The 25,338-nt window shown below is 71.7% G+C and carries 25 protein-coding genes; 13 read left to right on the top strand and 12 right to left on the bottom strand.

Translation table 11 applies throughout. From position 1 onward, the window contains the following. The first annotated feature begins 179 nt into the window (after nt 1-179). Nucleotides 180-905, top strand: coding sequence for a PP2C family protein-serine/threonine phosphatase (locus ACZ6NZ_RS10670; RefSeq protein WP_112583436.1), 726 nt, complete (start codon nt 180-182; stop codon nt 903-905). A gap of 8 nt (nt 906-913) precedes the next feature. Here the strand turns inward: ACZ6NZ_RS10670 and hrpB are convergent, their stop codons facing one another. The 3 genes from hrpB to ACZ6NZ_RS10655 are packed head-to-tail and all read right to left on the bottom strand — an operon-like array spanning nt 914 to nt 4,540. After that, nucleotides 914-3,445: an ATP-dependent helicase HrpB gene (hrpB, locus tag ACZ6NZ_RS10665; protein ID WP_465858409.1), complete on the bottom strand. Its 2,532-nt coding sequence runs from the start codon at nt 3,443-3,445 to the stop codon at nt 914-916. A 28-nt stretch (nt 3,446-3,473) separates the two neighbouring features. Beyond that, the gene (locus tag ACZ6NZ_RS10660) at nt 3,474-3,674 is read right to left on the bottom strand and encodes a DUF397 domain-containing protein (RefSeq protein WP_465857747.1); all 201 of its coding nucleotides are present in this window, start codon (nt 3,672-3,674) and stop codon (nt 3,474-3,476) included. A 41-nt stretch (nt 3,675-3,715) separates the two neighbouring features. Continuing rightward, the gene (locus ACZ6NZ_RS10655; protein ID WP_366612512.1) at nt 3,716-4,540 is read right to left on the bottom strand and encodes a helix-turn-helix domain-containing protein; all 825 of its coding nucleotides are present in this window, start codon (nt 4,538-4,540) and stop codon (nt 3,716-3,718) included. A gap of 182 nt (nt 4,541-4,722) precedes the next feature. Here ACZ6NZ_RS10655 and ACZ6NZ_RS10650 point away from each other — a divergent pair, with 182 nt between their 5' ends. From ACZ6NZ_RS10650 to ACZ6NZ_RS10640, 3 genes are read left to right on the top strand one after another with little or no spacing between them, the layout of a single operon-like run. Next, nucleotides 4,723-5,349, top strand: coding sequence for a GOLPH3/VPS74 family protein (locus ACZ6NZ_RS10650; RefSeq protein WP_465858408.1), 627 nt, complete (start codon nt 4,723-4,725; stop codon nt 5,347-5,349). A 51-nt stretch (nt 5,350-5,400) separates the two neighbouring features. Beyond that, the gene (locus ACZ6NZ_RS10645; protein WP_366612458.1) at nt 5,401-6,912 is read left to right on the top strand and encodes an APC family permease; all 1,512 of its coding nucleotides are present in this window, start codon (nt 5,401-5,403) and stop codon (nt 6,910-6,912) included. Then, on the top strand, nt 6,909-7,499 hold the full coding sequence (locus ACZ6NZ_RS10640; protein ID WP_366612457.1) for a GNAT family N-acetyltransferase: 591 nt from the start codon (nt 6,909-6,911) through the stop codon (nt 7,497-7,499). Before ACZ6NZ_RS10645 ends, ACZ6NZ_RS10640 begins: the two co-directional genes overlap by 4 nt. Before the next feature lie 117 nt (nt 7,500-7,616). On the opposite strand, the gene ACZ6NZ_RS10635 is transcribed toward ACZ6NZ_RS10640, so the two are convergent. After that, nucleotides 7,617-8,441 carry a SigB/SigF/SigG family RNA polymerase sigma factor gene (locus tag ACZ6NZ_RS10635; RefSeq protein WP_366612456.1) on the bottom strand — a complete coding sequence of 275 codons (825 nt, stop codon included), beginning with the start codon at nt 8,439-8,441 and terminating at the stop codon, nt 7,617-7,619. A 376-nt stretch (nt 8,442-8,817) separates the two neighbouring features. Between ACZ6NZ_RS10635 and ACZ6NZ_RS10630 the strand changes: the two genes are divergently transcribed. Beyond that, nucleotides 8,818-9,567: an acetoacetate decarboxylase family protein gene (locus ACZ6NZ_RS10630; RefSeq protein ID WP_366612455.1), complete on the top strand. Its 750-nt coding sequence runs from the start codon at nt 8,818-8,820 to the stop codon at nt 9,565-9,567. Here the strand turns inward: ACZ6NZ_RS10630 and ACZ6NZ_RS10625 are convergent. Beyond that, nucleotides 9,516-11,105 carry a phospholipase D family protein gene (locus ACZ6NZ_RS10625; protein WP_465857743.1) on the bottom strand — a complete coding sequence of 530 codons (1,590 nt, stop codon included), beginning with the start codon at nt 11,103-11,105 and terminating at the stop codon, nt 9,516-9,518. The genes ACZ6NZ_RS10630 and ACZ6NZ_RS10625 overlap by 52 nt on opposite strands. A gap of 134 nt (nt 11,106-11,239) precedes the next feature. Between ACZ6NZ_RS10625 and ACZ6NZ_RS10620 the strand changes: the two genes are divergently transcribed. Continuing rightward, complete coding sequence (locus ACZ6NZ_RS10620) at nt 11,240-11,368, top strand: hypothetical protein (RefSeq protein ID WP_256441970.1); 129 nt, start codon at nt 11,240-11,242, stop codon at nt 11,366-11,368. Between the two features lie 64 nt (nt 11,369-11,432). Here ACZ6NZ_RS10620 and ACZ6NZ_RS10615 read toward each other — a convergent pair whose 3' ends face one another. Further along, entirely contained in the window at nt 11,433-12,419 is a 987-nt protein-coding gene (locus ACZ6NZ_RS10615; protein WP_465857740.1) for a pirin family protein, read from the bottom strand. A gap of 10 nt (nt 12,420-12,429) precedes the next feature. Continuing rightward, entirely contained in the window at nt 12,430-12,912 is a 483-nt protein-coding gene (locus tag ACZ6NZ_RS10610) for a MarR family winged helix-turn-helix transcriptional regulator (protein ID WP_366612452.1), read from the bottom strand. A gap of 157 nt (nt 12,913-13,069) precedes the next feature. Here ACZ6NZ_RS10610 and ACZ6NZ_RS10605 point away from each other — a divergent pair, with 157 nt between their 5' ends. Then, nucleotides 13,070-13,603, top strand: coding sequence for a GNAT family N-acetyltransferase (locus tag ACZ6NZ_RS10605; protein WP_465857738.1), 534 nt, complete (start codon nt 13,070-13,072; stop codon nt 13,601-13,603). Nucleotides 13,604-13,664: 61 nt separating this feature from the next. Here ACZ6NZ_RS10605 and ACZ6NZ_RS10600 read toward each other — a convergent pair whose 3' ends face one another. Then, nucleotides 13,665-14,153 carry an FBP domain-containing protein gene (locus tag ACZ6NZ_RS10600; RefSeq protein WP_366612450.1) on the bottom strand — a complete coding sequence of 163 codons (489 nt, stop codon included), beginning with the start codon at nt 14,151-14,153 and terminating at the stop codon, nt 13,665-13,667. Between the two features lie 60 nt (nt 14,154-14,213). Between ACZ6NZ_RS10600 and ACZ6NZ_RS10595 the strand changes: the two genes are divergently transcribed. Together ACZ6NZ_RS10595 and ACZ6NZ_RS10590 are read left to right on the top strand one after the other, a co-directional pair. After that, on the top strand, nt 14,214-14,783 hold the full coding sequence (locus ACZ6NZ_RS10595; RefSeq protein WP_366612449.1) for a TetR/AcrR family transcriptional regulator: 570 nt from the start codon (nt 14,214-14,216) through the stop codon (nt 14,781-14,783). Between the two features lie 32 nt (nt 14,784-14,815). Further along, entirely contained in the window at nt 14,816-15,403 is a 588-nt protein-coding gene (locus tag ACZ6NZ_RS10590; RefSeq protein WP_465857735.1) for a DUF1684 domain-containing protein, read from the top strand. 51 nt (nt 15,404-15,454) lie between these two features. Here the strand turns inward: ACZ6NZ_RS10590 and ACZ6NZ_RS10585 are convergent, their stop codons facing one another. Further along, a complete protein-coding gene (locus ACZ6NZ_RS10585; protein WP_366612447.1) occupies nt 15,455-16,042 on the bottom strand; it encodes a YflT domain-containing protein in 588 nt (195 codons plus the stop codon). 111 nt (nt 16,043-16,153) lie between these two features. Between ACZ6NZ_RS10585 and ACZ6NZ_RS10580 the strand changes: the two genes are divergently transcribed. From ACZ6NZ_RS10580 to ACZ6NZ_RS10570, 3 genes are all read left to right on the top strand, one after another. Further along, a complete protein-coding gene (locus ACZ6NZ_RS10580) occupies nt 16,154-17,983 on the top strand; it encodes a glycoside hydrolase family 15 protein (RefSeq protein WP_465857733.1) in 1,830 nt (609 codons plus the stop codon). Between the two features lie 152 nt (nt 17,984-18,135). After that, nucleotides 18,136-21,012: a ricin-type beta-trefoil lectin domain protein gene (locus tag ACZ6NZ_RS10575; RefSeq protein ID WP_465857731.1), complete on the top strand. Its 2,877-nt coding sequence runs from the start codon at nt 18,136-18,138 to the stop codon at nt 21,010-21,012. 131 nt (nt 21,013-21,143) lie between these two features. After that, nucleotides 21,144-21,644, top strand: coding sequence for a metallophosphoesterase family protein (locus ACZ6NZ_RS10570; protein ID WP_465857729.1), 501 nt, complete (start codon nt 21,144-21,146; stop codon nt 21,642-21,644). 310 nt (nt 21,645-21,954) lie between these two features. Here ACZ6NZ_RS10570 and ACZ6NZ_RS10565 read toward each other — a convergent pair whose 3' ends face one another. Beyond that, nucleotides 21,955-22,185 carry a DUF3072 domain-containing protein gene (locus ACZ6NZ_RS10565; protein WP_465858407.1) on the bottom strand — a complete coding sequence of 77 codons (231 nt, stop codon included), beginning with the start codon at nt 22,183-22,185 and terminating at the stop codon, nt 21,955-21,957. A gap of 104 nt (nt 22,186-22,289) precedes the next feature. Between ACZ6NZ_RS10565 and ACZ6NZ_RS10560 the strand changes: the two genes are divergently transcribed. Further along, complete coding sequence (locus tag ACZ6NZ_RS10560) at nt 22,290-23,228, top strand: NAD(P)/FAD-dependent oxidoreductase (RefSeq protein ID WP_465858406.1); 939 nt, start codon at nt 22,290-22,292, stop codon at nt 23,226-23,228. 14 nt (nt 23,229-23,242) lie between these two features. Here ACZ6NZ_RS10560 and ACZ6NZ_RS10555 read toward each other — a convergent pair whose 3' ends face one another. Further along, complete coding sequence (locus ACZ6NZ_RS10555) at nt 23,243-24,538, bottom strand: cation:proton antiporter (RefSeq protein ID WP_465857727.1); 1,296 nt, start codon at nt 24,536-24,538, stop codon at nt 23,243-23,245. 107 nt (nt 24,539-24,645) lie between these two features. Further along, nucleotides 24,646-25,323 (bottom strand): HAD family hydrolase, encoded by a 678-nt coding sequence (locus tag ACZ6NZ_RS10550; protein ID WP_465857725.1) that lies wholly within the window; start codon nt 25,321-25,323, stop codon nt 24,646-24,648. Between the last annotated feature and the right edge of the window lie 15 nt (nt 25,324-25,338).

The raw sequence follows: 25,338 nt of genomic DNA, 5'->3' as shown, positions 1-25,338 counted from the left end.
CAGTGCCGGCACGCCCTGTCAATTGATCCGGTTGGATGGGTTTCGGCGTCCGACGAGGGCGGCCAGCCCGAGCGGCACCCTCCGAGCGCCGCCACCCGGACGTGAGATTGGCCGCGCCACGCGCCGTCGTCCTGATCTCCTAGAGACAACTGCGCCCTTCGCCTGGCAGGCTGCCACCCATGACCCTGAAGCTGCGTTCCGTGGGAACGAGCGACCGTGGGCTGATCCGCAGCGGAAACCAGGACGCCCTGCACGCCGGCACCTGGCTCGTCGCCGTCGCCGACGGCATGGGCGGAATGGCCGCCGGCGACCTGGCCAGCGCCCTCACCATCGACGCGGTCGCCCCGCTGGACGTGGAGACACCCGAGGACGCCCTGGTGGCCGCGCTCGAGGGCGGCATCGCGCTGGCCACCTCGCGGATCCGGCAGGCGGTCGCCGAGGATCCCGAGCGCCAGGGCATGGGCACCACGCTGACCGCCCTGCTCTTCGCCCGTACCGGCAGCTGCCTGGCGCTCGCGCACGTCGGCGACTCCCGGGCCTACCTGTTCCGCGAGGGTGTGCTCAAGCAGGTCACCCGGGACGACACGTTCGTCCAGATGCTTGTGGATCAGGGCGTGATCACCGCCGACCAGGCCAGCAGCCACCCGCGCCGGGCCGTGGTCACCCAGGCGTTGCAGGGTGACGAGGTCTCCCCGTCGTACGCGACGATGGTGCCCCGGGCCGGCGACCGGTGGCTGCTGTGCAGCGACGGCCTCTCCAACGTGGTTCGCCCGGACACCCTCACCGAGGTGCTCAGCGGCTATCCGGACCGGGACGCCTGCGCCGCCAAGCTGATCGACCTGGCCCTGCACGCCGGCGCGCCGGACAACGTCACAGTCGTGGTGGCCGACGTCGTCGAGGAGTAGACCGCCGCTCAGCGCCGACGGGGCGCGGCGTGCCGGGTCGGTTTCGCCGTTCCCGGATCCTCCGGCCACGGGTGCCGGGGATAGCGTCCGCGCAGCTCGGAGCGGACCTGCGGATAACCGGTACGCCAGAACGACGCCAGATCGGCGGTGACCGCCACCGGCCGACCGGCGGGGGAGAGCAGGTGCAACAGCACCGGCACCCGACCGTCGGCGATGCGGGGGGCCGCCGGCCAGCCGAACGTCTCCTGGAGCTTCACGGCGAGCACCGGCGCGGCGGGGTCGCCGTAGTCCAGCCGGATTCGAGAACCACTCGGCACCTCGATCCGCTCCGGGGCCAGCTCGTCGAGGCGGGCGGCCTGCGCCCAGGGCAGCAACCGACGCAGCGCCGACGGCACGTCCACCCGCGCCAGGTCGGTCCGGCGTCGCGCGGCGGCCAGCTCCGGGCCCAGCCAGGTCGGTGCGGCGTCGAGCAACGAGTCGTCGCCAACCTCCGGCCACGGCTCGCCCAGGTGGTGCCGGAGAAACGCGAGCCGCTCGCGCAGCGCCCGCGCCGCCGGCGTCCAGGGCAACAGCCCCAGCCCGTCCTGGCGCAGGCCGGTCAGCAGCGCGGCGGCCACCTCCGCCCGGTCCGGCCGGTCCAACCGCCGCTGGACCAGCTCGATCGCGCCCAGCCGGGTCACCTCCCGGGCCACCACGTCCCCGTCCGACCAGCCGACCTCGCGGCCGGTGCGCAGCAGCGGACCGGCCGCCTCCCGGGCCGTCGCCTCGTCCACCGGGGAGGCCCGGCGAATGCGTGCCGACGGTGCGCCGGGCGTGCGGTCCGCGACCGCCACCGCCAGCCAGTCGGACCCGGCCAGCCCCGAGCCGGCGGCCAGCTCCGCGGCGGTCCCGCCGGTCATCAGGTACGCCGAGCCGCCCGGCCGCCGCACCCGGGCCAACCGTTCCGGGTACGCCAGACCGACGAGCAGCCCGGCGGCGAGGTCGTCGCTCAGTCCACCCGGGCCGGTGGCGTCGGTGCGGCCCTTCGCCGGGGCGTCGACGGGCAGCGCGGCCCGCAGCCGGCGTACCTCGGTGCGCCAACGGGCGGTCGCGCCGGCGTCCACGCCGGTGCGCAGCCGACGCCAACCGGCGACCAGATCGTCACCGGGGCCGGCCGTGCTCTCCTCGGCCAGCAGGGCGACCACCTCGGCGGCCCGGTCGGCGCCGACCCGGCCGGCGCCGTCGAGCAGCGCCCGGGCCAGCCGCGGGTGCGCTCCGGCGGCGGCGATCGACCGCCCCCGCGTCGTGATCCGACCGTCGACGTCGACAGCGCCCAGGGTTTCCAGGGTGTCCCGGGCCACCGACATCGCGGCGGCCGGCGGCGCGTCGGGCAACGCGAGCCCGACACCGTCCGGTCGACCCCAGGCCGCCAGCTCCAACGCGAAGCCGGTCAGGTCGGCGGTGGCGATCTCCGGCTCGGCGCGGGCGGGCAGCCGCTCGTGGGTCGCCGCCGACCAGCAGCGGTAGACGTGACCGGGCGCCTCCCGACCGGCCCGGCCGGCCCGCTGGGTGGCGGCGGCGCGGGAGACCGGCACGGTGACCAGCGCGCCCAGCCCGCGGGCCAGGTCGATCCGGGGCACCCGGGACAGCCCGGCGTCCACCACGATCCGCACGCCCGGAACGGTCAGACTGGTCTCGGCCAGCGCGGTGGCCAGCACGACTCGCCGTCGCTCCCCGCGACGCAGCGCGGCGTCCTGTTCGGCACCGCGTTGACGGCCGTGCAGCGGCAGCAGCGCGACAGCGTGCCGCAGGTCGGCCAGCCGGCCGGTGACCGCCGCGATCTCACCGGCCCCGGGCAGGAAGACGAGCACGTCGCCGTCGTGCTCGCGCAGCGCCCGCCGGACGGTGGCGGCCACGTGGTCGAGCAGGGCCCGGTCCACCGGCCCGGCCCCGGGTGGGGCGATCGGGCGCGCCGGGGGGACCCAGATCCGTTCCACCGGGTGCAACGCCGAGTCGGCCCGCACCACAGGTGCCGGGGTGGGTCCGCCCAGCAGCGCGGCGAACCGGTCGGTGTCCGGGGTCGCCGACATCGCCAGCAGCCACAGGTCCGGCCGCAGGGTGGCGCGCGCCTCCACTGTGAAGGCCAGCGCGAGGTCGGCGTCGAGTTGGCGTTCGTGGCACTCGTCGAGCAGCACCGCACCCGTGCCGGGCAACTCCGGGTCGTGGTGCAGCCGACGGACCAGCAGACCGGTGGTGACCACCTCGATCCGGGTGGTCGGGCCGACCCGGCGCTCGCCGCGTACCGCGTAGCCGACCCGCTCACCGACCCGCTCGCCGAGCAGCTCGGCCATACGCCGGGCAGCGGCACGGGCCGCCACCCGGCGGGGTTGGGCGATCACCACCCGACCGGTCACCCGGTCGGCCACGGCCAGCGGCGCGAGGGTGGTCTTGCCGGTGCCCGGTGGCGCCACCAGCACACCGGCGCCGGCCGCGTCGAGTGCCGCGACCAGCGTCGGCAGCACCGGGCGGACCGGCAGGTCAAGGGTCACGTCGGAGAGCACGGCCCAGTCTCGCACCGGGACGGGTGCGTCAGGAGCGACGGACCTCGTCGACGCCGAGCACGAAGGCCCGCCAGGCCGTCGTACCGAAGGCGAGCACCGGGCCGGAGCGGTCCTTGCTGTCCCGAACGGCGATCTGACCGTCGACTGTCGCGACCTCCACGCAGTTGCCGTTGCCACTGCTGCGCGTGCTGGTGCGCCAGTCCGCTCGGGTCAGGTCGTACGCCGTCATCCGCGGTACCTCTCGTCTGCGTCGGCGTGCCGCAGAAGCGGTCACGCAAAGTTACGAGAAGCATGCTCAAGACGGGTCAACGACGCCGCCGGATCGAGCGCCATCCGGCACAGCTCCTCGTGCAGAAGGCTATACCCGAGCACATGATCGGCTTCTTCCAGAGCCAGCCCCATCGTGAGGTTATCCAGGTAAACCACTGACGCGTCGGCGGCCTCGGCGAAGTTGAGGATCACGTACGGGGTACTCATCGCGGGATGCCCGCCAGCGGTGAAGGGCAGTACCTGGATTGTCACGTTGGGTAGCTGCGCGACCTGGCTCATGTGGACCAGTTGCTCGGCCATCACCGCGGTGCCGCCGACCGGGCGCAGGAGCACCGCCTCGTTGAGGATCACCGACAGCACGACCGGGTCCTCGCGGCGCAGCACCTCCTGCCGGCGCAGCCGGGCGGCGATCTTGCGCTCCAGCCCGTCCTCGCCGGCGGTGCGCCGGAAGATCTCCCGGGCGTACGCCTCGGTCTGCAGCAGTCCGGGCACCGACTCGGCCTCGTACGTGCGCAGCGCCGCCGCCTCGGCCTCCAGCCCGACGTAGAACTCGAACCACTCGGGGAGGACGTCGCTGTAGTTCTGCCACCAGCCGCGCTGCTGTGCCCCCCGGGCGATCTCGATCAGCGCCTCGGCATCCGAACCGGTCACCTGGTACAGCGCGAGAGCGGCCCGGACGTCGCGCGGTTTGATGCCGATCTGCGCGGTCTCGATCCGGGACAGGTTGCTCTTCGACATGTCGAGCTGACGGGCGGCCACATCGAGGGTCATGCCCGCGCGTTCCCGTAGCTGGCGGAGCTCCCGGGCGATGCGGCGACGCCGCACGGTCGGGCTGGCGGCGGGTCGGACGGTGGGGGTGGCGGTCACCGTCCGAGTCTGCCACGACAAGATCCGCAGGTCGCAGATGCACGGAGTGCAACTTTCAAATCTGGGAGTTGCGTTGCAGTAGCTGTCGGTGCATCCTTTCCCGGTTGCGAACACTGTGGACACACCTGTCGGGAGGACCGTTGCTCATCGCCGACGAGTTCTTCCTGATCGCCCACAACGACAGTCGTGGTAAGGCGAAACTGCACCCGGCGGCGACCGGGCTCGGGCTGGCCGGTGGGCTCCTCGGCGAACTGATCCTCTACGGACACATAACGGTCACGGCCGGCCAGGTCACCGTCATCGACCGGCGTCCGCCAGCCGACGCCCTGGCGCACACGGTGCTGGACCAGTTGATCGGCGAGTCCCAACACCGGGAGCTGCGCACCTGGCTGAGTTTCCTGGCGCAGAGCGCCACGGCGTCGGTGGGAGAACGGCTGGCCCGCGCCGGGGTGCTGCGCCGCCAGGAGAGCCGCCGACTGCTGCGTACCACGGTCAGCTACCTGCCGATCGACCTCAACGCGGTGGCCTGGCCGGCCACCCGCCTCCGGGCCCTACTGGACCGGCCGGATCCACCCGGCGTGCCGGACGCCCTGCTGCTCGGCCTGGTCGTGGCCGCCGGGCTGACCCGCGAGGTGCTGTGGAGCGCCGGCCCTCGGGCGCACCACCGGCTGAACGTCCTCATCCCCGCGCTGCCGGCCCCGCTCAAGGAACTCGTCGGGCACACCGAGGCCGCCGTCGGCGCCGCCGTGCTGCGCGGCATCCCGTGATCCCCCTCCGGTAACCCCCAACCCTCCCCCCTCGACGATCGGAGTAGTCGTATGCCCCCGACATCGACAGTCGAACGACCCAGCAACGTCTCCGAAGCCCTGGCCCGAGGTCGCCTCGGCATCCCGTCGGTCATCTTCTTCGTGCTCTCCGCCGCCGCGCCGTTGACCGTGGTGGCAGGCGTCGTCACCACCGGCTACGGCGTCATCGGGGTGACCGGAATCCCGCTGGCCTTCCTGCTGATCGCGGCGGTCCTCGCCCTCTTCTCGGTGGGCTACGTGGCGATGTCGCGCCGGGTGGAGAACGCGGGCGCCTTCTACGCCTACATCTCCCGGGGGCTCGGCCGACCGGCCGGCGTGGGCGCGGCCTGGGTCGCGCTGATCGCGTACAACGCGCTCCAGGTCGGGCTGTACGGCACCATCGGCGCGGCGGCCCAGCCGGTGCTCGACCGGCTGTTCGGCGGGCACCCCCACTGGGCCGTCGTGGCCCTGGTGGCGTGGGCGTTGGTCGGCCTGCTCGGCCTGCTCCGGGTCGACCTCAACGGCATGGTTCTGGCCGCGTTGCTGGTCGCCGAGGTCGTGGTGGTCCTCGTCTTCGACCTGGGGCAGCTTGGCAACCCGGCCGACGGTCAGGTCAGCTTCGCCTCGTTCTCGCCGGACAACCTCTTCGTGTCGGGCGTCGGCGCGGTGCTGGTGCTGGCCGTCCTCGGCTTCGTCGGCTTCGAGTCGGCGGTGGTCTTCAGCGAGGAGAGCAAGGACCCGAAGCGGACGGTGCCACTGGCCACCTACCTCTCGGTGGCGATCATCGCCGGGCTGTACGCGCTGTCGTCCTGGAGCATGACGGTCGCCGTCGGGCAGGACCAGATCGTCGCCGAGGCCGGTACGCAGGGCGTCGAGCTGATCTTCAACCTGGCCGGCGCGCAGCTCGGCGACACGATGGTCACCATCGGGCAGGTGCTCTTCCTGACCTCGGTGCTGGCCGCGATGATCTCGTTCCACAACACCACGGCCCGGTACACGTTCGCGCTCGGTCGGGAGCGGGTGCTGCCGGCGGTGTTCGGAAAGACCTCGGCCCGCACCGGAGCGCCGCGGGCCGCGTCGGTGGCGCAGAGCGTCCTCGGGCTGCTCGTCATCGCGCTGTACGCGGTCAACGGCTGGGAGCCGGTGGTGCAGCTGTTCTTCTGGGTCGGCACCACGGGCGGCTTCGGCGTCCTGCTGCTGATCGCCACCACCTCGGTGGCGGTGATCGCCTACTTCGCCCGCTCCGCCAGCGGCGAGAACCTCTGGCGACGGGCCATCGCGCCCGGCCTGGCCACCATCGCGCTCTTCGTGATCATCTGGTTGGCCGTGTCGAACTTCGCCAACCTGCTCGGCGTAGAGCCGGACTCCCCGCTGCGGTGGGCGCTGCCCGCCGCGTACCCGGTGGCTGCCCTGCTGGGCATCGGTTGGGCCCTGCTGCTGCGCAGCAGCCGCCCGGACACGTACGCCCGGATCGGCCTGGGCGCGGCGAGCGCCGCGGCCGTCACCAGGCCGGAGGCGCCGGTCGCCGTGGAGGTGAACCGATGAGCGTGGTCATCGAGCGGCTCGGGCCGCAGGAGTCCTCACTCGTGGCGGCCCGGATCGCCGAGGCGTTCACCGTCCTGGAGGTGACGTACTGGCTGGTCCCCGACGCGAGCAAGCGGGAGGCCGTGCTGGCCGGGGACTTCGAGATCCTGGTCGAGCACGCGATGCGGCACGGCATGGTCCACGCCACCGAGGACCGGGCCTCGGTAGCGGTCTGGTTTCCGTCGGTCGGTGAGCCGGCGCCGCCGCCCGCGGAGTACGACGCCCGACTGGCCGCCGCCTGCGGCGAGTGGACCGACCGGTTCCAGCACCTCGACGAGCTGTTCGCGGCGAACCACCCGCACCCGGACCACCACCACCTCGCCTTTCTGGCGACCCGGCCCGACCGGCAGGGTCAGGGGTTGGGGAGCGCGCTGATGCGCCACCACCACGCCTGGCTGGACGCCAACGGGATGCCGGCGTACCTGGAGGCGAGCAGCCCGCGCAGCCGGGACCTGTACGCGAAGCACGGCTATCTGGCCGGCGAACCGTTCCGGGTGCCCGACGGCACGCCGTTCTGGCCGATGTGGCGGGAGCCGGTCGGGGACTGAGCTGGTCGGGCGACATGAGCCGCACGTCCGGTGGTCACACTGTCACGCTCACGTGACAGTACGGGACACAGTGGAGGGCCGGGTCTCAAGGACCCGGCCCTCCACTGTGTCAACCGGTCAGTAGGTGCCGTCGAGCTGGCCGCGCAGCTTGGTCAGCGCCCGGGTCAGCAGCCGCGAGACGTGCATCTGCGAGACACCGATCTGGTCGGCGATCTGCGACTGGGTCAGGTTGCCGTAGAAACGCAGCGTGAGGATCTTCTGCTCGCGCTCGTCGAGGGTGGCCAGCGCCGGGCCGAGGGCGACCCGCAGCTCCGCCAGCTCGAACTCGTTGTCCTCGCCGCCGAGCATGTCGCCCAGCTCGGTGGCGCGCTCGCCGTCACCGGTCGGGGTGGACAGCGACACCGCGTTGTACGCGCGAGCGCCCTCCAGGCCCTCCAGCACCTCTTCCTCGGTGAGCTTGAGGTGAGCGGCGATGTCGGCGACCGTCGGCGAGCGGCCGAGGGTCTGCAGGAGCGAGCTGTTGGCGTCGGAGATGGCCAGCCGCAGCTCCTGGAGCCGGCGGGGCACCCGGATGTCCCAGGTGCGGTCCCGGAAGTGCCGCTTGAGCTCACCGATGATGGTGGGGATCGCGTAACCGGCGAAGTCGACACCGCGCTCGGGGTCGAACTTGTCGATGGCCTTGATCAGACCGATCGCGGCGGTCTGCGCCAGGTCGTCGTTGGGCTCGCCGCGCCCGCTGTAGCGGTGGGCCAGGTGGTTGGCGAGCGGCAGCCAGGCCTCGATCGCCCGGTCCCGCAGCGCGGCGCGCGACGGGTGGTTGGCGGGCAGCGCCGCCATCGCGTTGAGCAGGTCGGCAGCGCTGTCGGTGAGAGCGCGCGGGTCGAGCTTGGTGGTGGCCTTGACGGGGGCGCTCGGCTGCTCGGTGATCGTTGGCGCGGTCATGGGTGGTCCTCCCTGCACCTCGTCCGCGGACAAAAAGGTGTGACGCTTTGGTTTAGCTTCCAATAGGCCGTTCGGGAGTCACCTTAACCTGATCGTCTCCCGGAAATCTAGCCGAAAGGTTGATGTACTTAAGGTGTGTCCAATGACAAACCGGGCAAATGGTGCGGAAGTCGGAGTCCTTGTGAGCATCCTTACCCGCTGATCCGGCTGTCGACCGCTGACCGGTCGGGCGACCGGTCCGGCCGATCGGCTCATGGGCCTCGACGACTGGTCAACACGAAATCCGACAAGTCACCAGGAGTGTCGACTATCCGTCGTTGTTCCGCCGGCGGGACCGGCCGTAGCGTCGCGGGTACACACCCGGTTCGGAGGCACCGTGCTCGATCCAGCCGCTCCCCAGCTTGTCGTGAACAGTCGCACCCTCTACTTCAGCTGGCTGCCGGCCGATCCTGACGCGGTCGCCGCGCTGGTCCCTCCGGGGCTCTCCCCCCGGCCCGACCGGCAGGTCTTCCTCAACCAGTACGTCGTCGACGACGAGACGCAGACCTCCGGCTTCGGCGCATACTCGCTGACCTATCTCGGCGTCTCGCTGTTGGGCGTCGACGCGCCCGGGGGCCTCAACGCCGGCGGCTGGTGGACCCACTACGTGGCCTCCAGCCGGCGGGTCCGTGAGTACGCCGTCGCGCGCGGTGCCCCGGTGCTCGCCGGGCGCACCCACATCGACGTGAACGGCGAGGACCTGCTCTCCGAGACGGAGATCGACGGAACGCCGCTGATCCGGGCCCGGTGTCGGGTGGGGGAGACCGGGCACGCGATCAGCAGCGGGCACCACCGCTACTTCACCCGGCGCGACGGCCAGCTGGTCAGCTCGGCCTACCCGTTCGTCGCCGAGCCGGTCGCCCCGTTCGAGATCGAGTCGGTGGAGTTCCTCCAGCCCGGCCACCCGATGTACGCGCTGCGCCCGGACAACCCACTGACCATCGGCTTCGGCTACTACTCACCACGCTCGTCGTTCGCCTACCCGGGCGGGCTGAACGTGCACGCGGTGGCCGCGCCGGAGCCGGCCCGACCGCTTCACCAGGTGCCGGCCAGCCTCGCCCGTAGCGGCCTGCCGTCCGGGTCGTAGACCAGCCGGTACACCGGCAGCGCCCAGGCTCGCGTGTACCACGGCAGCCGCTCGGGGCGGTGCGGGCGCAGCCGCCCCGGTGGGCGTTCCCCGACCTGGCCGCCGTCGTACCACCGTTGCAGCGCGTCGGCGGCGGCCGTGACGGCCGCGACGGCGTCCGCCGGGTCCAGCAGGTCGGCGTCGTCCGCGCCGTCCGGGTCACGGTCCAGGTGCTCGCGCCACAACCGCAGGCGCAGGTCCCGGGCGAAGCCGCGCGCGCCGTCACCCCGCCCGGCCGGGTCGGTGGGCTCGCGCTGGTCCGGTGTCTCGTCGAGCACCGCGCAGGACAACTCGCTGTCGTGCGTCCAGGACCGCCGGTTGAAGTTGTCACTGCCCACGCTGGCCCAGACGTCGTCGACCACACAGACCTTCGCGTGCACGTAGACCGGGTCACCGGCGTGGTTCTCCACGTCGAACACGTGCACCCGGTCCGGTGCGGCCCGCTCACACAGTGACAGCGCCTGCTCGCGCCCCACCATGTTCGGCGGCAACGCCAGCCTGCCGTCCACGTCCGGGTGGCGGGGGACGACGGCGACCAGGTGCAGCTCCGGGTTGTCCCGCAGCGCGTGCGCGAACAGGTCCGCGACCTCGGCCGACCAGAGGTACTGGTCCTCCAGGTAGATCAGCCGGCGGGCCCGGCGCACCGCCTTGGTGTAACCCCGGGCCACGGTCCGCTCGCCGTCGGGCGCGAACGAGTAGCGCGGACGGACGGCGGGATAGGTGCGCAGCACCTGGATCTGGTGCGGACCGCAGGGCGGCGGATCGGCCGGTTGCTCGGGCAGCGGGTCGGGGCGCAGGTCCGAGCCGCGCAGCCGGTCCCGCAGGTAGGCCATCGGGTTCTCCGAGTCCAGCGGCATCGGGTCGGTCCAGCGTTCCCGGAACAGGGTGTCCAACGCGCCGACCACCGGACCGCGCACCGCGAGCTGTACGTCGTGCCAGGGCGGGTTGGGGCCGTACCGGGGGGACATCTGCACCGGTTGCGGATCGCCGTGGTGCGCGGCGTCGTCGCGGCGGCTGTGGCACAGGTCGATCCCGCCGGCGAAGGCGACGTCCCGATCGGGTGCCTCCAGGTGCCGCAGCACCACGAGCTTCTGGTGGTGCGAGCCGCCGCGCCGGACGCGTTGGTCCAGCAGCACCTCGCCGCCGGCGGCCGAGATCGTCTCGCTGAGGTCGCGGTTCTCCGCCTCGCTGTACGCCAGCACGTCGAGGTGTGAGCGCCAGATCAACCCCTTGACCACCACACCGCGCTGCGCGGCCTGCGCGAAGAGCTGGGCGACTGTCGGGCCGTCCGGTCGCAGCCGCTGGTCCGGGTCACCCCGCCAGTCGGTGAAGAACAGGTGGTCGCCCGCGCCCAGGGCCTCGACCTCGTCGACCAGTCGGTCGAAGTACGCCGCACCGTGAATCAACGGCTCGGCGAGGTTTCCCGTGGTCCAGACGGGTATGCCAGAGACCGGGTTGGCGCGTTCCTCAGCAGTGAGAAACCAGTCCTGCAACGGCACCGTCCAGCCCCCCTGGAGGTCGGCAACGTCCTCACCGTAGGACCCCCGACGCGGGTCCGCACGTCAGGTCCCCGGACCGGTGACCTGGCCAACGCCATCGACAGCGACGCGACGACAGCCGAGGAGGCCACACCATGCCCCGCGACACGACGAATCCCGTGACCGAGAACCGCGAGCCGGCGGTGGAGAGCGAACGGGGTGCGCTGGTAGCGGTGTTGGTGATGGTGATTCTGGGTGTTGCCGGGATATTCGCGGTCTCCTGAGGTGGCGCCGACGCCCCCGGGCTGAACCGGAGGCGTCGGCGCCGTCCTCAGCGCTCGACGGTGGTCAGGGTCGGGTGCCCTGGCCGCCGGTGTGCGGGATCCGTTCGGTGGGGATCACGCCGAGGCGGCCGGCCTGGAAGTCCTCGAACGCCTTGAGCAGCTCGTCCCGGGTGTTCATCACGAACGGGCCGTACTGTGCCACCGGCTCCCGGATGGGCTGACCACCCATGATGTAGAGGTCCAGTGCCGGCGTGTTGCTGTCCTGCGAGGTGTCGGCGCTGAACCGCAGCGCGTCACCCGGGCCGTGCACCGCGAGCTGGCCGGTCCGCACCGGCCGCCGGTCGGCGCCGACCGTGCCGCGACCGCCCAGCACGTACACCAGGGCGTTGAAGTCGGGCCGCCAGGGCAGGTCGACCTGCGCGCCCGGCTGCACGGTGACGTGGGTGATGGTGATCGGGGTGAAGGTCGAACCCGGGCCGCGGTGCCCGGCGACCTCGCCGGCGATGACCCGGATCAGCGCGCCACCGTCGGGCGTGGTGAGCAGCGCCGACTCCCGACCCCGGATGTCCTGGTAGCGGGGCGGGTTCATCTTCGCCGAGCGGGGCAGGTTGACCCACAGCTGGGTGCCGTGGAAGAGCCCGCCGCTCACCACCAGGTGCTCCGGCGGCGCCTCGATGTGCAGCAGACCGCTGCCGGCCGTCATCCACTGGGTGTCGCCGTCGGTGATGGTCCCGCCACCGCCGTTGGAGTCCTGGTGGTCGAAGACGCCGTCGATGATGTACGTGACGGTCTCGAAGCCGCGGTGCGGGTGCCACGGGGTGCCCTTGGGCTCACCCGGCGCGTAGTCGACCTCGCCCATCTGGTCGAGGTGGATGAACGGGTCCAGGTCGGTGGTCGACACCCCGGCGAAGGCGCGACGGACCGGGAAGCCCTCACCCTCGAAGCCGCTGGGCGCCGTGGTCACCGTGCGGACCGGGCGGATCGTGGTGGCCTCGTCGAGCTGGGGCAGGCGGGGAAGGACGAGAACGTTGTCGACGGTGATCGCGGGCATGTCGAGACTCCTAGCGTGAGGCGGGGGTGGTCGAGCTGGCCCGCGATGCCCGAAGGCGCTCGCCGAGCCGGTCGAAGACCCGGGTGAGGCAGGCGACCTCGGCATCGTCGAGGTCGTCCATGAGATGGGTACGCACCGACGCCAGATGGTGTGGTGCGGCTTCCCGCAGGGCGAGCAGCCCGGCGGCGGTGAGGACCGCCTCGCTGCCGCGCCGGTCGTCCGGGCAGGGTTCCTTGCTGACCAGGCCACGACGCTGCATGGAGGAGACCTGGTAGGTGAGGCGGCTGGGCGAGAAGATCAACCGACTGGCCAGCTCGCCCATCCGTAGCCGCTGCCCGGGTGCCTCGGAGAGCAGGACCAGCACGTGGTAGTCGGCGAAGCTGAGGTCGCTGGCGACCCGCAGTTCTTCTTCCAACTGGGTGTAGAGACGCTGGCTGGCCTCGATGTAGGCGCGCCAGGCGGCCTCTCGGGTGCTGTCCAGGCTCTCGGTCATGTCCACGACGGTAGCACTCTTTCAAAATTTAAATAACGTCGTTTGAGCGTTGTATAGGTCACTTCCCCGTGCCTGATCGTCGGTTCGTGCAGCTTTGAAATAAACCTGCGCGAAACGAGCGGCGCGCAGGCCGCAGGATGTGCCAGACTCCGGCCTCGTGGAACACGTGGAGCTCTGCGCCGCCGACCTGTTGCTGCGCCCCTGGCGGGACGAGGACGCCCCGGCGGTGCGCGACGCCCTCCGGGACCCGGCGATCGCCCAGTGGAACCCGCAGGGCGGCGGCCCGATCGACGACGAGGTCGCGCTGCTGTGGGTGCGTCGCCGGGCCGACTGGTCCACCGGCGGTCACGCCTCGTTCGCGGTCACCACGTCGGCCGACGGCGACCTGCTCGGCTCGGTGTCACTGCACCGCATCCACGACGGCGACGCGTCCATCGGCTACTGGACGGTGCCCGCGGCACGAGGGCGTCAGGTGGCGGTCCGCGCCGTCGTCCGGCTCACCGACTGGGCGTTCGCGGACCTCGGGCTGCATCGGGTGGAGTTGTGTCACGCGGTGGCCAACCCGGCGTCCTGCCGGGTCGCCGAGCGGGCCGGCTACCCGGCCGAGGGCACGCTGCGCGAGTCGTACCGCTACGGCGACGGCCGCCGCTACGACGAGCACCTGCACGCCCGCCTGGCCACCGACCGCTGACCGCGGGAGGGCCGGGGTCCGAACACGCTTCGGCCCCGGCCGCGCCGTTCGCCTCGACCCGTCAGTCGGTGACCTTGCGGAGGAACGTCGCGAGGGCGCTCCGGACGCGGTCGATCCTCTCCGGCAGGGGCAGCGGCTCGGGCGCGGGAGGCCCGGCGTGCTTCTTGCCCCGTAGGTAGAGCGAGCAGGCCAGGTCGGAGCACAGGTAGGTGCCCACGGAATCGCCCTGCCGCCCGCTCGGGCCGGCCTTGGGGGCGGTCATCAACGAGACGCCGCCGCCCAGGTGCGTGGTCAGGCAGAACGAGCACATGCTGTGCCGCACGCGCCCCGTCTGGTGCGTCGCGGCCCGCAGCACCACCCCGGCCAGCTTGCCGTCGGTCTCGGCGACCAGGTAGGCCCGCTGCGGTGCGGACGGGTCCCGCCAGCCGAGGAAGTCGAGGTCGTCCCACGGACGCAATTCAAGATCGTTGGGTACGGTCAGCCGCTTCGCCTCGCCTCGACTGCAATTGACGAAGGACGCGCGGATGGCGGATTCGGTCAGGGCCAACATAGGTAGTAGCCTAGCTCTCCTAGGCAAGCGATTATTAGGGATAGGTTGGGGGTGTGCTGCATGGCACGTGCCGGGGTGACCGCCGAGCGTCTGACGCTGGCCGCGGCCGAGCTGGCCGACCAGGTGGGCCTGGAGAACGTCACAGTCGCCGCCCTCGCCCGCCACTTCGGGGTCAAGGACGCGAGCCTGTACTTCCACCTCAAGAACGCGCACGAGCTACGGATCAGAATGGCCCTGCTGGCGCTGGCGGAGCTGGCCGACCGGGTCGCCGCCGCGCTCGCCGGCCGGGCCGGCAAGGACGCGCTCGTCGCGTTCGGCAACGCGTACCGCGACTACGCGCGAGAGCACCCGGGCCGGTACGCGGCCATGCAGATCGACCTCGACCCGGAGACGGCCGCCGCGAGCGCGGGAGTCCGGCACGCCGAGATGACCCGGGCGATCCTGCGCGGCTACCAGCTCGCCGAGCCGGACCAGACCGACGCGGTGCGGATGATGCACAGCACGTTCCACGGGTTCGTCAGCCTGGAGAAGACCGGCGGCTTCCGGCACACCCCGCGACCCACCGACGACTCCTGGTCGCGCACCCTGGACGCCCTCGACGCCGTCCTCACCAACTGGCCGTCGCGCTGAGGTGCCTCAGCCCACGGCATAGGCTCGGTGGTGTGGATGATCTGGAGTTGGCCGACTGGCGGGAGCGGGTGGCCCGGCTGTACCTGTCCGACGTCGACCTGGCCGGCTTCCGCGCCGGCCGCGACGAGCTCTTCGCCAACCACCCGCAGAGCCCGATCCCGGTGGCGGAACGACCCGACTTCGCCGGGGTGCGCTACTTCCCGCCCAACCCCGAGGCGGTCGTCGAGGCACCCCTGCGCCCGGCCAGCGGTGAGTTGCGCATCGACACCGGTGGCCCGGACGGGGTGGTCGCGTACCGGCGGGTCGCGGTGGCCGAGACGCCGTGGGGACCGCTGACCCTGTGGTGGATCGAGGCGTACGGGGGCGGGCTGTTCGTTCCGCTGCGCGACAGCACCTGCGGGCGGGACAGCTACGGGGGAGGGCGGTACCTCACCGACACGGTGAAGGGCACCTTCGGCCGGGGCGTCGAGGTGCTGCCCGGTAACCGGGTCCGGCTGGACGCCAACTACCTCTACAACCCGAGCTGTGCCTACGACGACCGCTGGGCCTGCCCGCTGGCGCCGCCGGAGAACCGGGTCGACGTGCCGCTGCGCGCCGGCGAGCTGGCGTACCACGACTGAACGACGAGACGGCCGTCCCGGTGTGTGCCGGGACGGCCGATCGACCGTCGCTCAACGGGCGTTCGTCGCGGAGTTGGGCATCTGCATCCGACCGAGGAGCTGTCGCGCCTGGTCGGCGAGCTGCGCGTCGACGGTCACGGCGTACTGCCCGGCGCGCAGTGAGCTGGCCGAGGTGAAGTCGCGCTGCCCGCCCGTCATGGCGTGCGCCACCGCGCCGAAGACGGCACCCCAGATCGCGCCGATGACCAGCCCGACCAGGATCACCGCCAGCCAGTTGCCGACCGTGAAGATGCCGAACAACAGGCCGATGAAGAGCCCGAACCAGGCGCCGGTACCGGCGCCGAGCAGGCCGGCTCGACCGGTGGTCATCCGCCCGAGCACCGTCTCCACCAGGGTGAGGTTGGTGCCGACGATGGCGCTGTGCTCCACCGGGAAGCGGTTGTCGGCCAGGTAGTCGACGACCCGCTGGGCGGTCGGATAGTCCGGGTACGCGCCGATCGTCACGGTCGGCGGCCCGCCCTCCGGCCCGTGGCCGTTACCGCTCGGTGTCGACAGCCGGCCGGCCGGTCCGGATGGAAGCAGGTCGCCACCCTGTGTGCCGGGCCGCCAGTTGCCGGTCGGCCCCGAAGCTGACGTCATGAGCATCCTCCCTCGTCAGCTCCCCGGGTTCCCGGCCAGGCCGAACGGTAACGCGGCTTCCGTCGCCGACCAGGAGGGGAATGGGCGGCGACTGCCCGGGTAGCCAGTCAGGTGGAGAGCGGACAGATCAGCGACTACGGTTTCCTCGCCGACGGCCGCAGCGCGGCGCTGGTGGACGCCTCGGGCTCGGTCAACTGGTGGTGCCCGGGCCGCTTCGACGCCCCGTCGGTGTTCGGGCGGCTGCTCGACGACAACGCCGGGCACTGGTCCATCCAGCCCGAGGGCGACTACCGGGTCGAGCGCTCCTACCTGGAGGACACCCTGGTGCTGCGGACGGTCTTCCACACCGCGCAGGGAGAGGTCGCGCTGACCGACGCGCTCGCCTTCGAGCCCGGCTCACGCGGCCACGACATCGGTCTGCACTCGCCGCAGGTGCTGGTCCGTTCGGTGCAGGGGCTGTCCGGTTCGGTGCCGATGCGGGTGCACTACCGGCCGCGCTTCGAGTACGGCCGCACCATCGCGTACCTGATCGAGCGGGAGGACATGCTGGAGGCCATCGCCGGGGCCGCCCGACTCACCCTGCGGGGCAGCGAGCGGTTGACCGCCGGGGACGGTGAGGCCACCGGGACGTTCACCGTCCGTCCCGGCACGAGACACACCTTCACCCTCGGGTACGCCCCGACCTACGACGCCCCGCTGCCCGAGGTGCCGGACGCCGATCAGACCATCGCCGACACCATCGCCGGCTGGCGTTCCTGGTCGACCGAACACCCCTACGACGGGCTCTACCCCGAGCACGTGCGACGCAGCCGGCTGGTGGTGCAGGGCATGACGTACCGGCCCAGCGGGGCGGTGGTGGCCTCGGTGACCACCTCGCTGCCGGAGAAGCTCGGCGGCGACCGCAACTACGACTACCGCTACGTGTGGGTGCGCGACTTCAGCCTGACCCTGCGGGCGCTGTGGCGGACGACGTGCATGGACGAGGTGCAGCGCCAGTTCGCCTGGTTGGGCCGGGCGATGGGCCGCGTCGACGACCGGCCGGTGCCCATCATGTACGGGGTGCTGGGGGAGCGGGACCTCACCGAGCACCGGCTGGACCAGCTCGGCGGCTACCGCGACAGCCCCCCGGTGGTGATCGGTAACGACGCGTGGCAGCAGCGACAGACCGACATCTTCGGCGAGGCGATGGACGCCGCCTGGTTGATGCGCGACAAGCTGGAACCGATGGACCCCGAGGTACGCCACGTGCTCCGGGTGCTCGCCGACCAGGCCGAGCGGGACTGGTCGCTGCCCGACGCGGGCATGTGGGAGGAGCGGGGCGTCCAGCACCATCACGTGTCCTCGAAGGTGCAGTGCTGGGTCGCCCTGGATCGGGCGGTCCGCTTCGCTGACCGGCTCGGCGAACCGCCGGACGTGGCCCGCTGGGCGGCCGCCCGCGACGCGGTGCGCGCGGAGGTGTTCGAGCGGGGCTGGAACGAGCGGCTCCAGTCGTACACCGGAAGTTTCGATTCCGACGACCTGGACGCCTCGGTGCTGGTGATGCCGCTGGTCGGGTTCCTGCGGGCCGACGACCCGCGGATGCGCTCGACGATCCGAGCGGTGGAGCAGCGGCTCTCCCACGACGGCCTGCTGCGGCGCTGGGACGGTGACCCGGCGGGTTTCCTCATCTGCTCGTTCTGGCTGGTGTGCTGCCTGGCCTTGGCCGGTGAGCGGGACCGGGCGCACGAGTTGTTCCGGGGGTTGGCGGAGCGGGTCAACGACCTCGGCCTGTTCGCCGAGCAGATCGATCCGCTGACCGGGGAGCAGCTGGGCAACTTCCCGCAGGCGTTCTCCCACATCGGACTGATCAACGCGGCCGGTGTGCTGACCGACGTCGAGCGGGACCCGACGCTGCGTCAGCGCGGGATGCCCCCGGCGTACTTCTCTCCGGTGGACCACTGAGCCGGACTTTCGCGGAGATCGTGACAACTTTCTATCTGGAGACGCGAAGTTCTATCGCTTCCCAGTGAAAGACGTTAATGTCCGGGACACCCTGCGGTGCTCCTCCAGTCGGCGGGAGCGGCACCGAGATCCCCCGGACAGCTGGAGGTCTCGTGTCCCGCACACCGCGCCGACGTTTCGTCAGCGCCACCACCCTGCTCACCGTCCTGGTCACCCTCTGTCTCGTCCCGCAGGCAAGCGTTCTGCCGGCCGCCGCGTCCCCGGCCCAGGCCGCCGCCCTCGCTCCGCCCGCCACCACCGGTTTCGAGAAGGTCGCCCTGGACGGCGGCCTCTCGATGGGCGAGCCGATCGAACTGGCCGTGGCACCCGACGGCAAGGTCTTCTACATCAACCGGGGCACCAGCAGCGCCGGCGGTCAGGTCCGCCTCTACAACCCGGCGACCAGGTCCACCACCGTCGCCCTCACCCTGGCGCTGGACGCCCGCTTCGAGGACGGCCTGATCGGCATCACCCTGCACCCGAGCTTCGCCAGCAACCGCTGGGTCTACCTCTTCTACTCGCCGAAGGTCACCCCACTGGTCAACCGGATCAGTCGGTTCACCTTCAACCCGTCCACGCTGCTGCTCGACCCGGGCAGCGAGGACATGCTGATCGAGTGGCCCACCGAACGCGACCTGTGCTGCCACTCCGCCGGATCGATGAGCTGGGACACCGCCGGCAACCTGTACTTCGCCGTCGGCGACAACACCAACTCCGGCGGCGACTCCGCCGGAATGGCCCCGATCGACGAGCGGACGAACCGCAACGCCCAGTACGACGCCCAGCGCACCTCCGGCAACACGAACGACCTGCGCGGCAAGATCAACCGAATCCACCCGGAGAACGACGGCAGCTACACCATCCCCGCCGGCAACCTGTTCGCCGCCGGCACCGCACGAACGCGCCCGGAAATCTACGTGATGGGCGTGCGCAACCCGTACCGGATCTGGGTGGACCGCAAGGCGAACAACACCCTCTACTGGGGTGAGGTCGGCCCCGACGCCGGCACCGACCTCGCCAACCGCGGCCCGGCGGCCTACGACGAGTTCAACCGGGCCAACGGGCCCGGCAACTACGGCTGGCCGTACTGCGGCGGCCCCAACGTCGCCTACAACGACTGGGACTTCGCCACCGCCACACCGCGTGGTTGGTTCCCCTGCGGCGGCTCGACCGGCCCGGTGAACAACTCACCCCGCAACACCGGCGTCCAGCAGCTCCCGCCGACCAGACCGGCGCTCGTCTGGGAGCAGCACGGCGGCAGCGAGGACTGGCCGGCGCTGGACAACCCGGGTGGGTGCGGATCGCCCAACCACGTCGAGGTCTACCACTACGACCCGAACCTCGTCTCGGACGTGAAGTGGCCGGCCTACTACGACAACAAGTGGCTGATCTCCGAGTACTGCCGCAACTGGATCAAGGAGGTCCAGTTCGACAACGGCAACCCGTCCACCGGCGCGCCGACGGTCATCGAACCGGTGCTCGCCGGCATGAAGCTCGTCCACCCGATCGACTGGCAGTTCGGGCCGGACGGCTCGCTCTACCTGCTGGAGTACGGCAGCGGCTACTTCTCCGGCGCGGTCGACGCCGGCCTCTACAAAATCAACTACGTCCAGGGTGGTCGGTCGCCGGCGGCCAAGGCCACCGTCAACCGGGACAACGGCCTGGCACCCCTCGCGGTGACCTTCTCCAGCGCCGGCAGCTCCGACCCGGACGGCGACCCGCTGACGTACGCGTGGGACTTCACGAACGACGGCAGCACCGACTCGACCGCCGCGAACCCGTCCTTCACGTACGCCGCGAACGGCAACTACAGCGCCCGGCTCACCGTCAACGACGGCACCGGCCGCAGCGCCACCACTGTGGTGGCGGTGGTGGTCGGCAACAACCGGCCGACCGTCACGTTGACCGGACTTCCCGCGGGTGGGCTCTTCGACTGGGAGCAGGACCTGACGGTGGGCGCCACCGCCAGTGACCCGCAGGACGGCACGCCGGCCTGCTCGGCGGTGGTCGTCCGGGCAGCGCTGGGCCACCAGGAGCACGCCCACGAGGAGGGGGAGGGGACCGGCTGCGGCGCGACCTTCAACACCGGCCCGGTGCACGCCGGCCCCGACTCGGTGCTGTTCTTCGTCCTGCGGGGCAGCTACACCGACCGCGGCGCGACCGGTTCCGTCGCGCTCACCGGTGAACAGGAGATCAGCCTCTACCCGAAACAGTGGCAGGCCGAGCACTTCGTCCAGCTCAACGGCCCCAAGGTGATCGACCAGGCGGCGGCCGAGGGTGGCAAGCGGCTGGGTGACATCCAGAGCGGCGAGAGCGTCCGGCACCACGCGGTCAGCCTCAAGGGAATCACCGGCGTCCGGGCCCGGGTCTCCTCCGGTGGCCCCGGCGGCACCCTCTCCTTCCGGTACGACTCACCGACCGGCACCGAGGTCGCCCGGATCGCGGTGCCGAACACCGGCGGCTGGGACAACTACACCGAGCTGAGCGCCACGGTGACCAAGCCGGACGACGGCACCCACGACCTGTACCTCGTGATGACCGGCGGCAGCGGGGCGCTGCTGGACGTGGACAGCTACACCTTCACCGGGCCGGGCGTCGGCACCGGCGGGGCGCGTACCGGTGAGGTCAAGGCCCTCGGCAAGTGCGCGGACATCGCCGCCAGCCAGACCGCGAACGGCACCAAGGTGCAGACCTGGACCTGCAACGGCACCGCCGCCCAGCGCTGGACCCTGCCCGGCGACGGCACGGTGCGGGGGCTCGCCAAGTGCCTGGACGTGAAGGCGAGCGGCACCACCGACGGCACCCTCGTGCAGCTCTACGACTGCAACGGCACCGGGGCCCAGCAGTGGGCCGCCCAGTCGGACGGCAGCCTGCGCAACCCCCAGTCCGGGCGTTGCCTGGACATCCCCAACTCGGATCTCACCGACGGTCGGCAACTGCGGATCTGGACCTGCAACGGCACCGGAGCGCAACGCTGGACCCTGCCCTGACCGCCCCCTGACCGGCTCGGCACCCGTACCCGAGCGTCGATGACGCACGGGGCCGGGCGGCGAAGGCGGAGCCCGGCCGTCCACCCACGTCCCCCGGGTGGGCGGCCGGGACTCGGGGGACAATGCCGGGTATGCGGCTGGTGCTCACGGCGGACACCCACCTACCCAAGCGGGCCCGGGACCTACCCGGGCCCCTCTGGGTGGCCATCGAGGCCGCCGACGTGGTGGTGCACGCCGGCGACTGGGTGGACGAGGCCCTGCTCGACGCCATGACGGCGCGATCACGCCGACTGATCGGGGTCTACGGCAACAACGACGGACCGGCGCTGCGCGCCCGGCTGCCGGAGGTGGCCCGGGTCGAACTCGACGGTTTGCGGGTCGCCGTGGTGCACGAGACCGGTCCCCGGACCGGCCGGGAGAAGCGGTGCGCGGCCACCTTTCCCGAAGTCGACCTGCTGGTGTTCGGGCATTCGCACATCCCCTGGGACACCGAGGCGCCCGGTGGGCTACGCCTGCTCAACCCCGGCTCACCCACCGACCGCCGCTCCCAACCCCACGCCACCTACCTCACCGCCGAGGTCCACGAGGGCAGCCTGACCAAGGTGAAGCTGCACCCCCTACCCCGCCCCTAACCGCCCAGCCTTCCCGCCCCGTCGCCCCGTCGCCCCTGCTCCCGCGATCTTGCACTTGCTGTCGTTGTTCTGCGCCTTAAGCGCCTTTTGCCGCGACAGCAAGTGCAAGATCGCGTGGAGGGGTGCGCGCAACGCCGGCACTGCTCTCGCGATCTTGCACTTTCTGTCCCGACACTCGGGGCATATCCGCCCAGGTTGGCAACAGAAACCGCAAGATCGGCGCGGGGGGCCTCGCTCGACACGTGGCCCGGCGGTCACGGGCCCGCGGGGCTGCGGCTTCTCGGTGCGGAGTGCGGGGTGCGGGGTCGGGCTACTGGCCTCGGCCTGTTTTGGCCTGGAGCTCGTCGATGCGCTTGGACGCCTCAGCCTTGGTCAGGTCGTCCGGGAGATCGGCGTGGGCTTCCCGGGCCAGCGTGCTCAGGTAGGACTCCTGGGCGGCGGTCGGCGGCTCGTCCCCGGTGACCCACTCGTCCGGGTCCTTGATCGCAGCGTTCTGGTCGGCCTGCTGGTCGACCTGCTCGGTGCGGCGGTCCGTCATCATCATCACCCTTTCGTTCGAACAGGTGTGCCAGTACCCCGATTGTCGGTGGTTCATGCCCGAACGCCGCCGCCTACGATCATCGGATGACGAAGGACCGGTCGAGCGTGGTGGTGGTCGGGGCGGGCATAGCCGGGGTGGCCTGTGCGATCGAGTTGACCCGGGCCGGGGTGCCGGTGCAGGTCCGGGAGCGGGGGCACGTCTGCGGTGGCCGGATGGCCAGCAAACGCTTCCACGGCCGGCCCGCGGACATCGGGGCCGCGTATTTCACCGCCACCGACCCGGACTTCGCCGCACTGGTCGAGCAGTGGCGCGCCGCCGGGCTGGTCCACGAGTGGACCGACACGTTCCAGGCGTACGACCGCAGTGGAAACCACGAGGTGTCCGGGCCGATGCGTTACGCCGCTCCCCGCGGCCTACGCTCGTTGGTCGAGCACCTGGCCGGTGCGGTACCGCTGACCGTCGACCGGCTGGTGCTCACAGTGGAACCCGGCCCGGTCGTCGACGGGCAGTCGTGCGCGGCGGTCGCCCTGGCCATGCCGGGTCCGCAGGCCGCCCTGCTGCTCGACCCGGCCCTGACCGACGCCACCCGGGTCGTGCAGGAGCAGCGCTGGTCGCCGTCGCTGGCCGCGGTGCTGCGCTTCCCGACCCGGCGCTGGCCAGACTTCCGGGGCGCGTTCGTCAACGAGCACCCGGTGCTCAACCTCGTCTGCGACGACGGCGACCGGCGCGGTGACGGCGCGCCGGTGCTGGTCGCGCACACCGTGCCGGAGTTCGCGGCCGGGCACCTCGCTCAACCCACCGGGGCCGGCCCGGCGATCGAACAGGCCGTCCGGGACCTGCTCGGGCTGCCCGAGCAGGCCGTCGACGTGCACGTGCACCGTTGGACGTACGCGAAGCCGACGAGCGATGCGGGCGGCGCCACCCACCACCTGGACGCGGACGGGATCGGCCTGGCCGGCGACGCGTTCGGCAAGCCCCGGGTGCAGAGCGCCTGGCGCTCCGGCCGGGACCTGGGCCGTGCGCTGGCCGCCCGCCTGGCCTGAGCGGGCCGCCGCTCTCAGGCGTGCCCGGCTGCCGCGACGGGGCGAGCGTCGGCGTCCCGCTCGGCCGGGTCGGAGGTCCGTTCTCCCTCCCGGTCGAGCAGTTGCATGACCGGGGTCGCCGTGATGCCGTGCACCACGACGGAGACGAGCACCACCAGCCCGACGGTCGCCCAGAGCAGTTCGGCCTGCGGGAAGTCGGCCTTGGTGGTGGCGTACGCGAGGTAGTAGAACGAGCCGACGCCGCGGATGCCGAACAACGAGATGACCCAGTGCTCGGCCGGGCGTCCGGGAGCGCCGCGCAACGACAACCAGCCGATCAGCGGCCGGACCAGGAACACCAGCACCAGCCCGACGGCGGCTGCCGGCCAGGTCAGCGGGCCCAGCAGACCACCCACGATCGCGCCGCCGAGCAGCAGCAACAGCACCAGGGTGAGCAGCCGTTCGACCTGCTCGGCGAAGTCGTGCAGCACCGAGTGGAACTCGTGGGTCCGTTCGGCGGCCCGAATGGCCCGGGCGGCCACGAACACCGCCAGGAAGCCGTACCCGCCGACCACCTCCACCAGCCCGTACGCCAGAAATGTGGCGGCCAGCGCCAGGAAGCCCTCGGCGTGCCGGGCCAGCCGCAACTCGCTGGGGGCGCGGAAGAACAGCTTGCCGAGCAACCAGCCGATGAGCAGGCCACCGCCGACGCCGATGCTGATCTTCCAGAGCACGTCCACCGTGAACCACTCGGCCAACCAGTCGCTCGGGGCGAGGCTGGTCGAGGCGATGGCGATGGCCGCGTAGACGAACGGGAACGCCAGCCCGTCGTTCAGGCCCGCTTCGGAGGTCAACGCGAAGCGGACCTCGTCCTCGGAATCCTCCACGTCGGTCGGCTCGCCGACCTGCACGTCGGCGGCGAGCACCGGGTCGGTGGGCGCCAGCGCGGCGCCCAACAGCAGCGCGGCGGCCGGTACCAGCCCCGCCCACCACCAGCCGAGCAGGGCCACCGCCGCGATGCACAGGGGCATCGCGATCGCCAGCAGCCGCCAGGTGGACGACCACCGCCGCCAACTCAACGGCCGGTCGATCTTCAGCCCGGCGCCCATCAGCGCGACGATCACCCCGATCTCGGTGAGGTGGGTGGCCAGCTCCGGGTGAGCCAGGGGGTCCGGTGACGGCAGCCCGACCGGCAGCAGGAACACCAGCATGCCGAGGGCGAGGAAGGCTATCGGCATGGACAGCGGGCGGCGCTCCAGCACCCGCGGCAGGATGCCCGCGAGCAGGGCGCCCACGCCCACCAGTGCGAACGCCACATCTACCGGCTCCACGGCACCACCCTTCCACCCGCACCCGCGAGGCGCGGGCAGGTGGTGACAGTCCTTGCCCCGCAAGGGCTCCGGCTATGCGCGCCAGTGCCGGTGGACCCGAATGATCCTCACCGGGGTCGGGTGAGCGGCGAGTCCGCCAACTCGGACAACAGCGCGGCCGGGTCGTCGTACACCGCCACGGCACCCGCGCCGGCGAGCTCGCCGCGGCTGGTGCCACCGCAGGTCAGGCCCACACACGCAACGTTCAACTGCCCGGCCGCGACGACGTCCCACACCGAGTCGCCGACGAAGATCACCCGCTCGGCGGTCAACCCGGACTGCTTCAACGCGGCGACCAGGATGTCCGGTGCCGGCTTGCTCTGCTCGGCGTCCGCGGAGGAGGTGATCGTGTCGATCACGTCGTCGGCGCCCAGCGCCCGACGAAGCGCGCCGACCTCCGGTTCCGAGGCGGAGGTGGCCAGCACGACACGCAGACCCCGCTCGGCGCAGGCGCGCAACAGGTCGGCCGCCCGGGGGAGCGGCGTGAGCCGTTCCCAGTACTCGGCGTAGAGGGTGTCGTGCGCGTCGCGCAGCTTGGAGTCGGCGTCGCGGTCCCGCTCCGGCCCGAGGAGATGGTCCAGGAGTTTGTCCGATCCCATCCCGATCGAGCGGTGCACCACCGCCATCGGCACCGGCTGGTCGGTCTGGCGTAACGCCTCCCACCAGGTCACCGTGTGCAGGTAGGTGGTGTCGACCAGGGTGCCGTCGACATCGAAGAGGACCCCGGCGGGCCGGTTGGTAGCCACTGGCGTCCTCCTGCC

Source organism: Micromonospora sp. NPDC047756 (assembly GCF_055587245.1).
This window is presented reverse-complemented; position numbering and strand designations above follow the sequence as displayed.

Bases quoted from the DNA above. Each gene is read 5' to 3' on its own strand.
- ACZ6NZ_RS10640 (WP_366612457.1), top strand. From the start codon at position 6,909: ATGAGCGTGGTCATCGAGCGGCTCGGGCCGCAGGAGTCCTCACTCGTG.
- ACZ6NZ_RS10585 (WP_366612447.1), bottom strand. From the start codon at position 16,042: ATGACGTCAGCTTCGGGGCCGACCGGCAACTGGCGGCCCGGCACACAG.
- ACZ6NZ_RS10670 (WP_112583436.1), top strand. From the start codon at position 180: ATGACCCTGAAGCTGCGTTCCGTGGGAACGAGCGACCGTGGGCTGATC.
- ACZ6NZ_RS10610 (WP_366612452.1), bottom strand. From the start codon at position 12,912: ATGACCGAGAGCCTGGACAGCACCCGAGAGGCCGCCTGGCGCGCCTAC.
- ACZ6NZ_RS10660 (WP_465857747.1), bottom strand. From the start codon at position 3,674: ATGACGGCGTACGACCTGACCCGAGCGGACTGGCGCACCAGCACGCGC.
- ACZ6NZ_RS10645 (WP_366612458.1), top strand. From the start codon at position 5,401: ATGCCCCCGACATCGACAGTCGAACGACCCAGCAACGTCTCCGAAGCC.
- ACZ6NZ_RS10595 (WP_366612449.1), top strand. From the start codon at position 14,214: ATGGCACGTGCCGGGGTGACCGCCGAGCGTCTGACGCTGGCCGCGGCC.
- ACZ6NZ_RS10615 (WP_465857740.1), bottom strand. From the start codon at position 12,419: ATGCCCGCGATCACCGTCGACAACGTTCTCGTCCTTCCCCGCCTGCCC.
- ACZ6NZ_RS10570 (WP_465857729.1), top strand. From the start codon at position 21,144: ATGCGGCTGGTGCTCACGGCGGACACCCACCTACCCAAGCGGGCCCGG.
- ACZ6NZ_RS10620 (WP_256441970.1), top strand. From the start codon at position 11,240: ATGCCCCGCGACACGACGAATCCCGTGACCGAGAACCGCGAGCCGGCG.
- ACZ6NZ_RS10600 (WP_366612450.1), bottom strand. From the start codon at position 14,153: ATGTTGGCCCTGACCGAATCCGCCATCCGCGCGTCCTTCGTCAATTGC.
- ACZ6NZ_RS10565 (WP_465858407.1), bottom strand. From the start codon at position 22,185: ATGATGACGGACCGCCGCACCGAGCAGGTCGACCAGCAGGCCGACCAG.
- ACZ6NZ_RS10635 (WP_366612456.1), bottom strand. From the start codon at position 8,441: ATGACCGCGCCAACGATCACCGAGCAGCCGAGCGCCCCCGTCAAGGCC.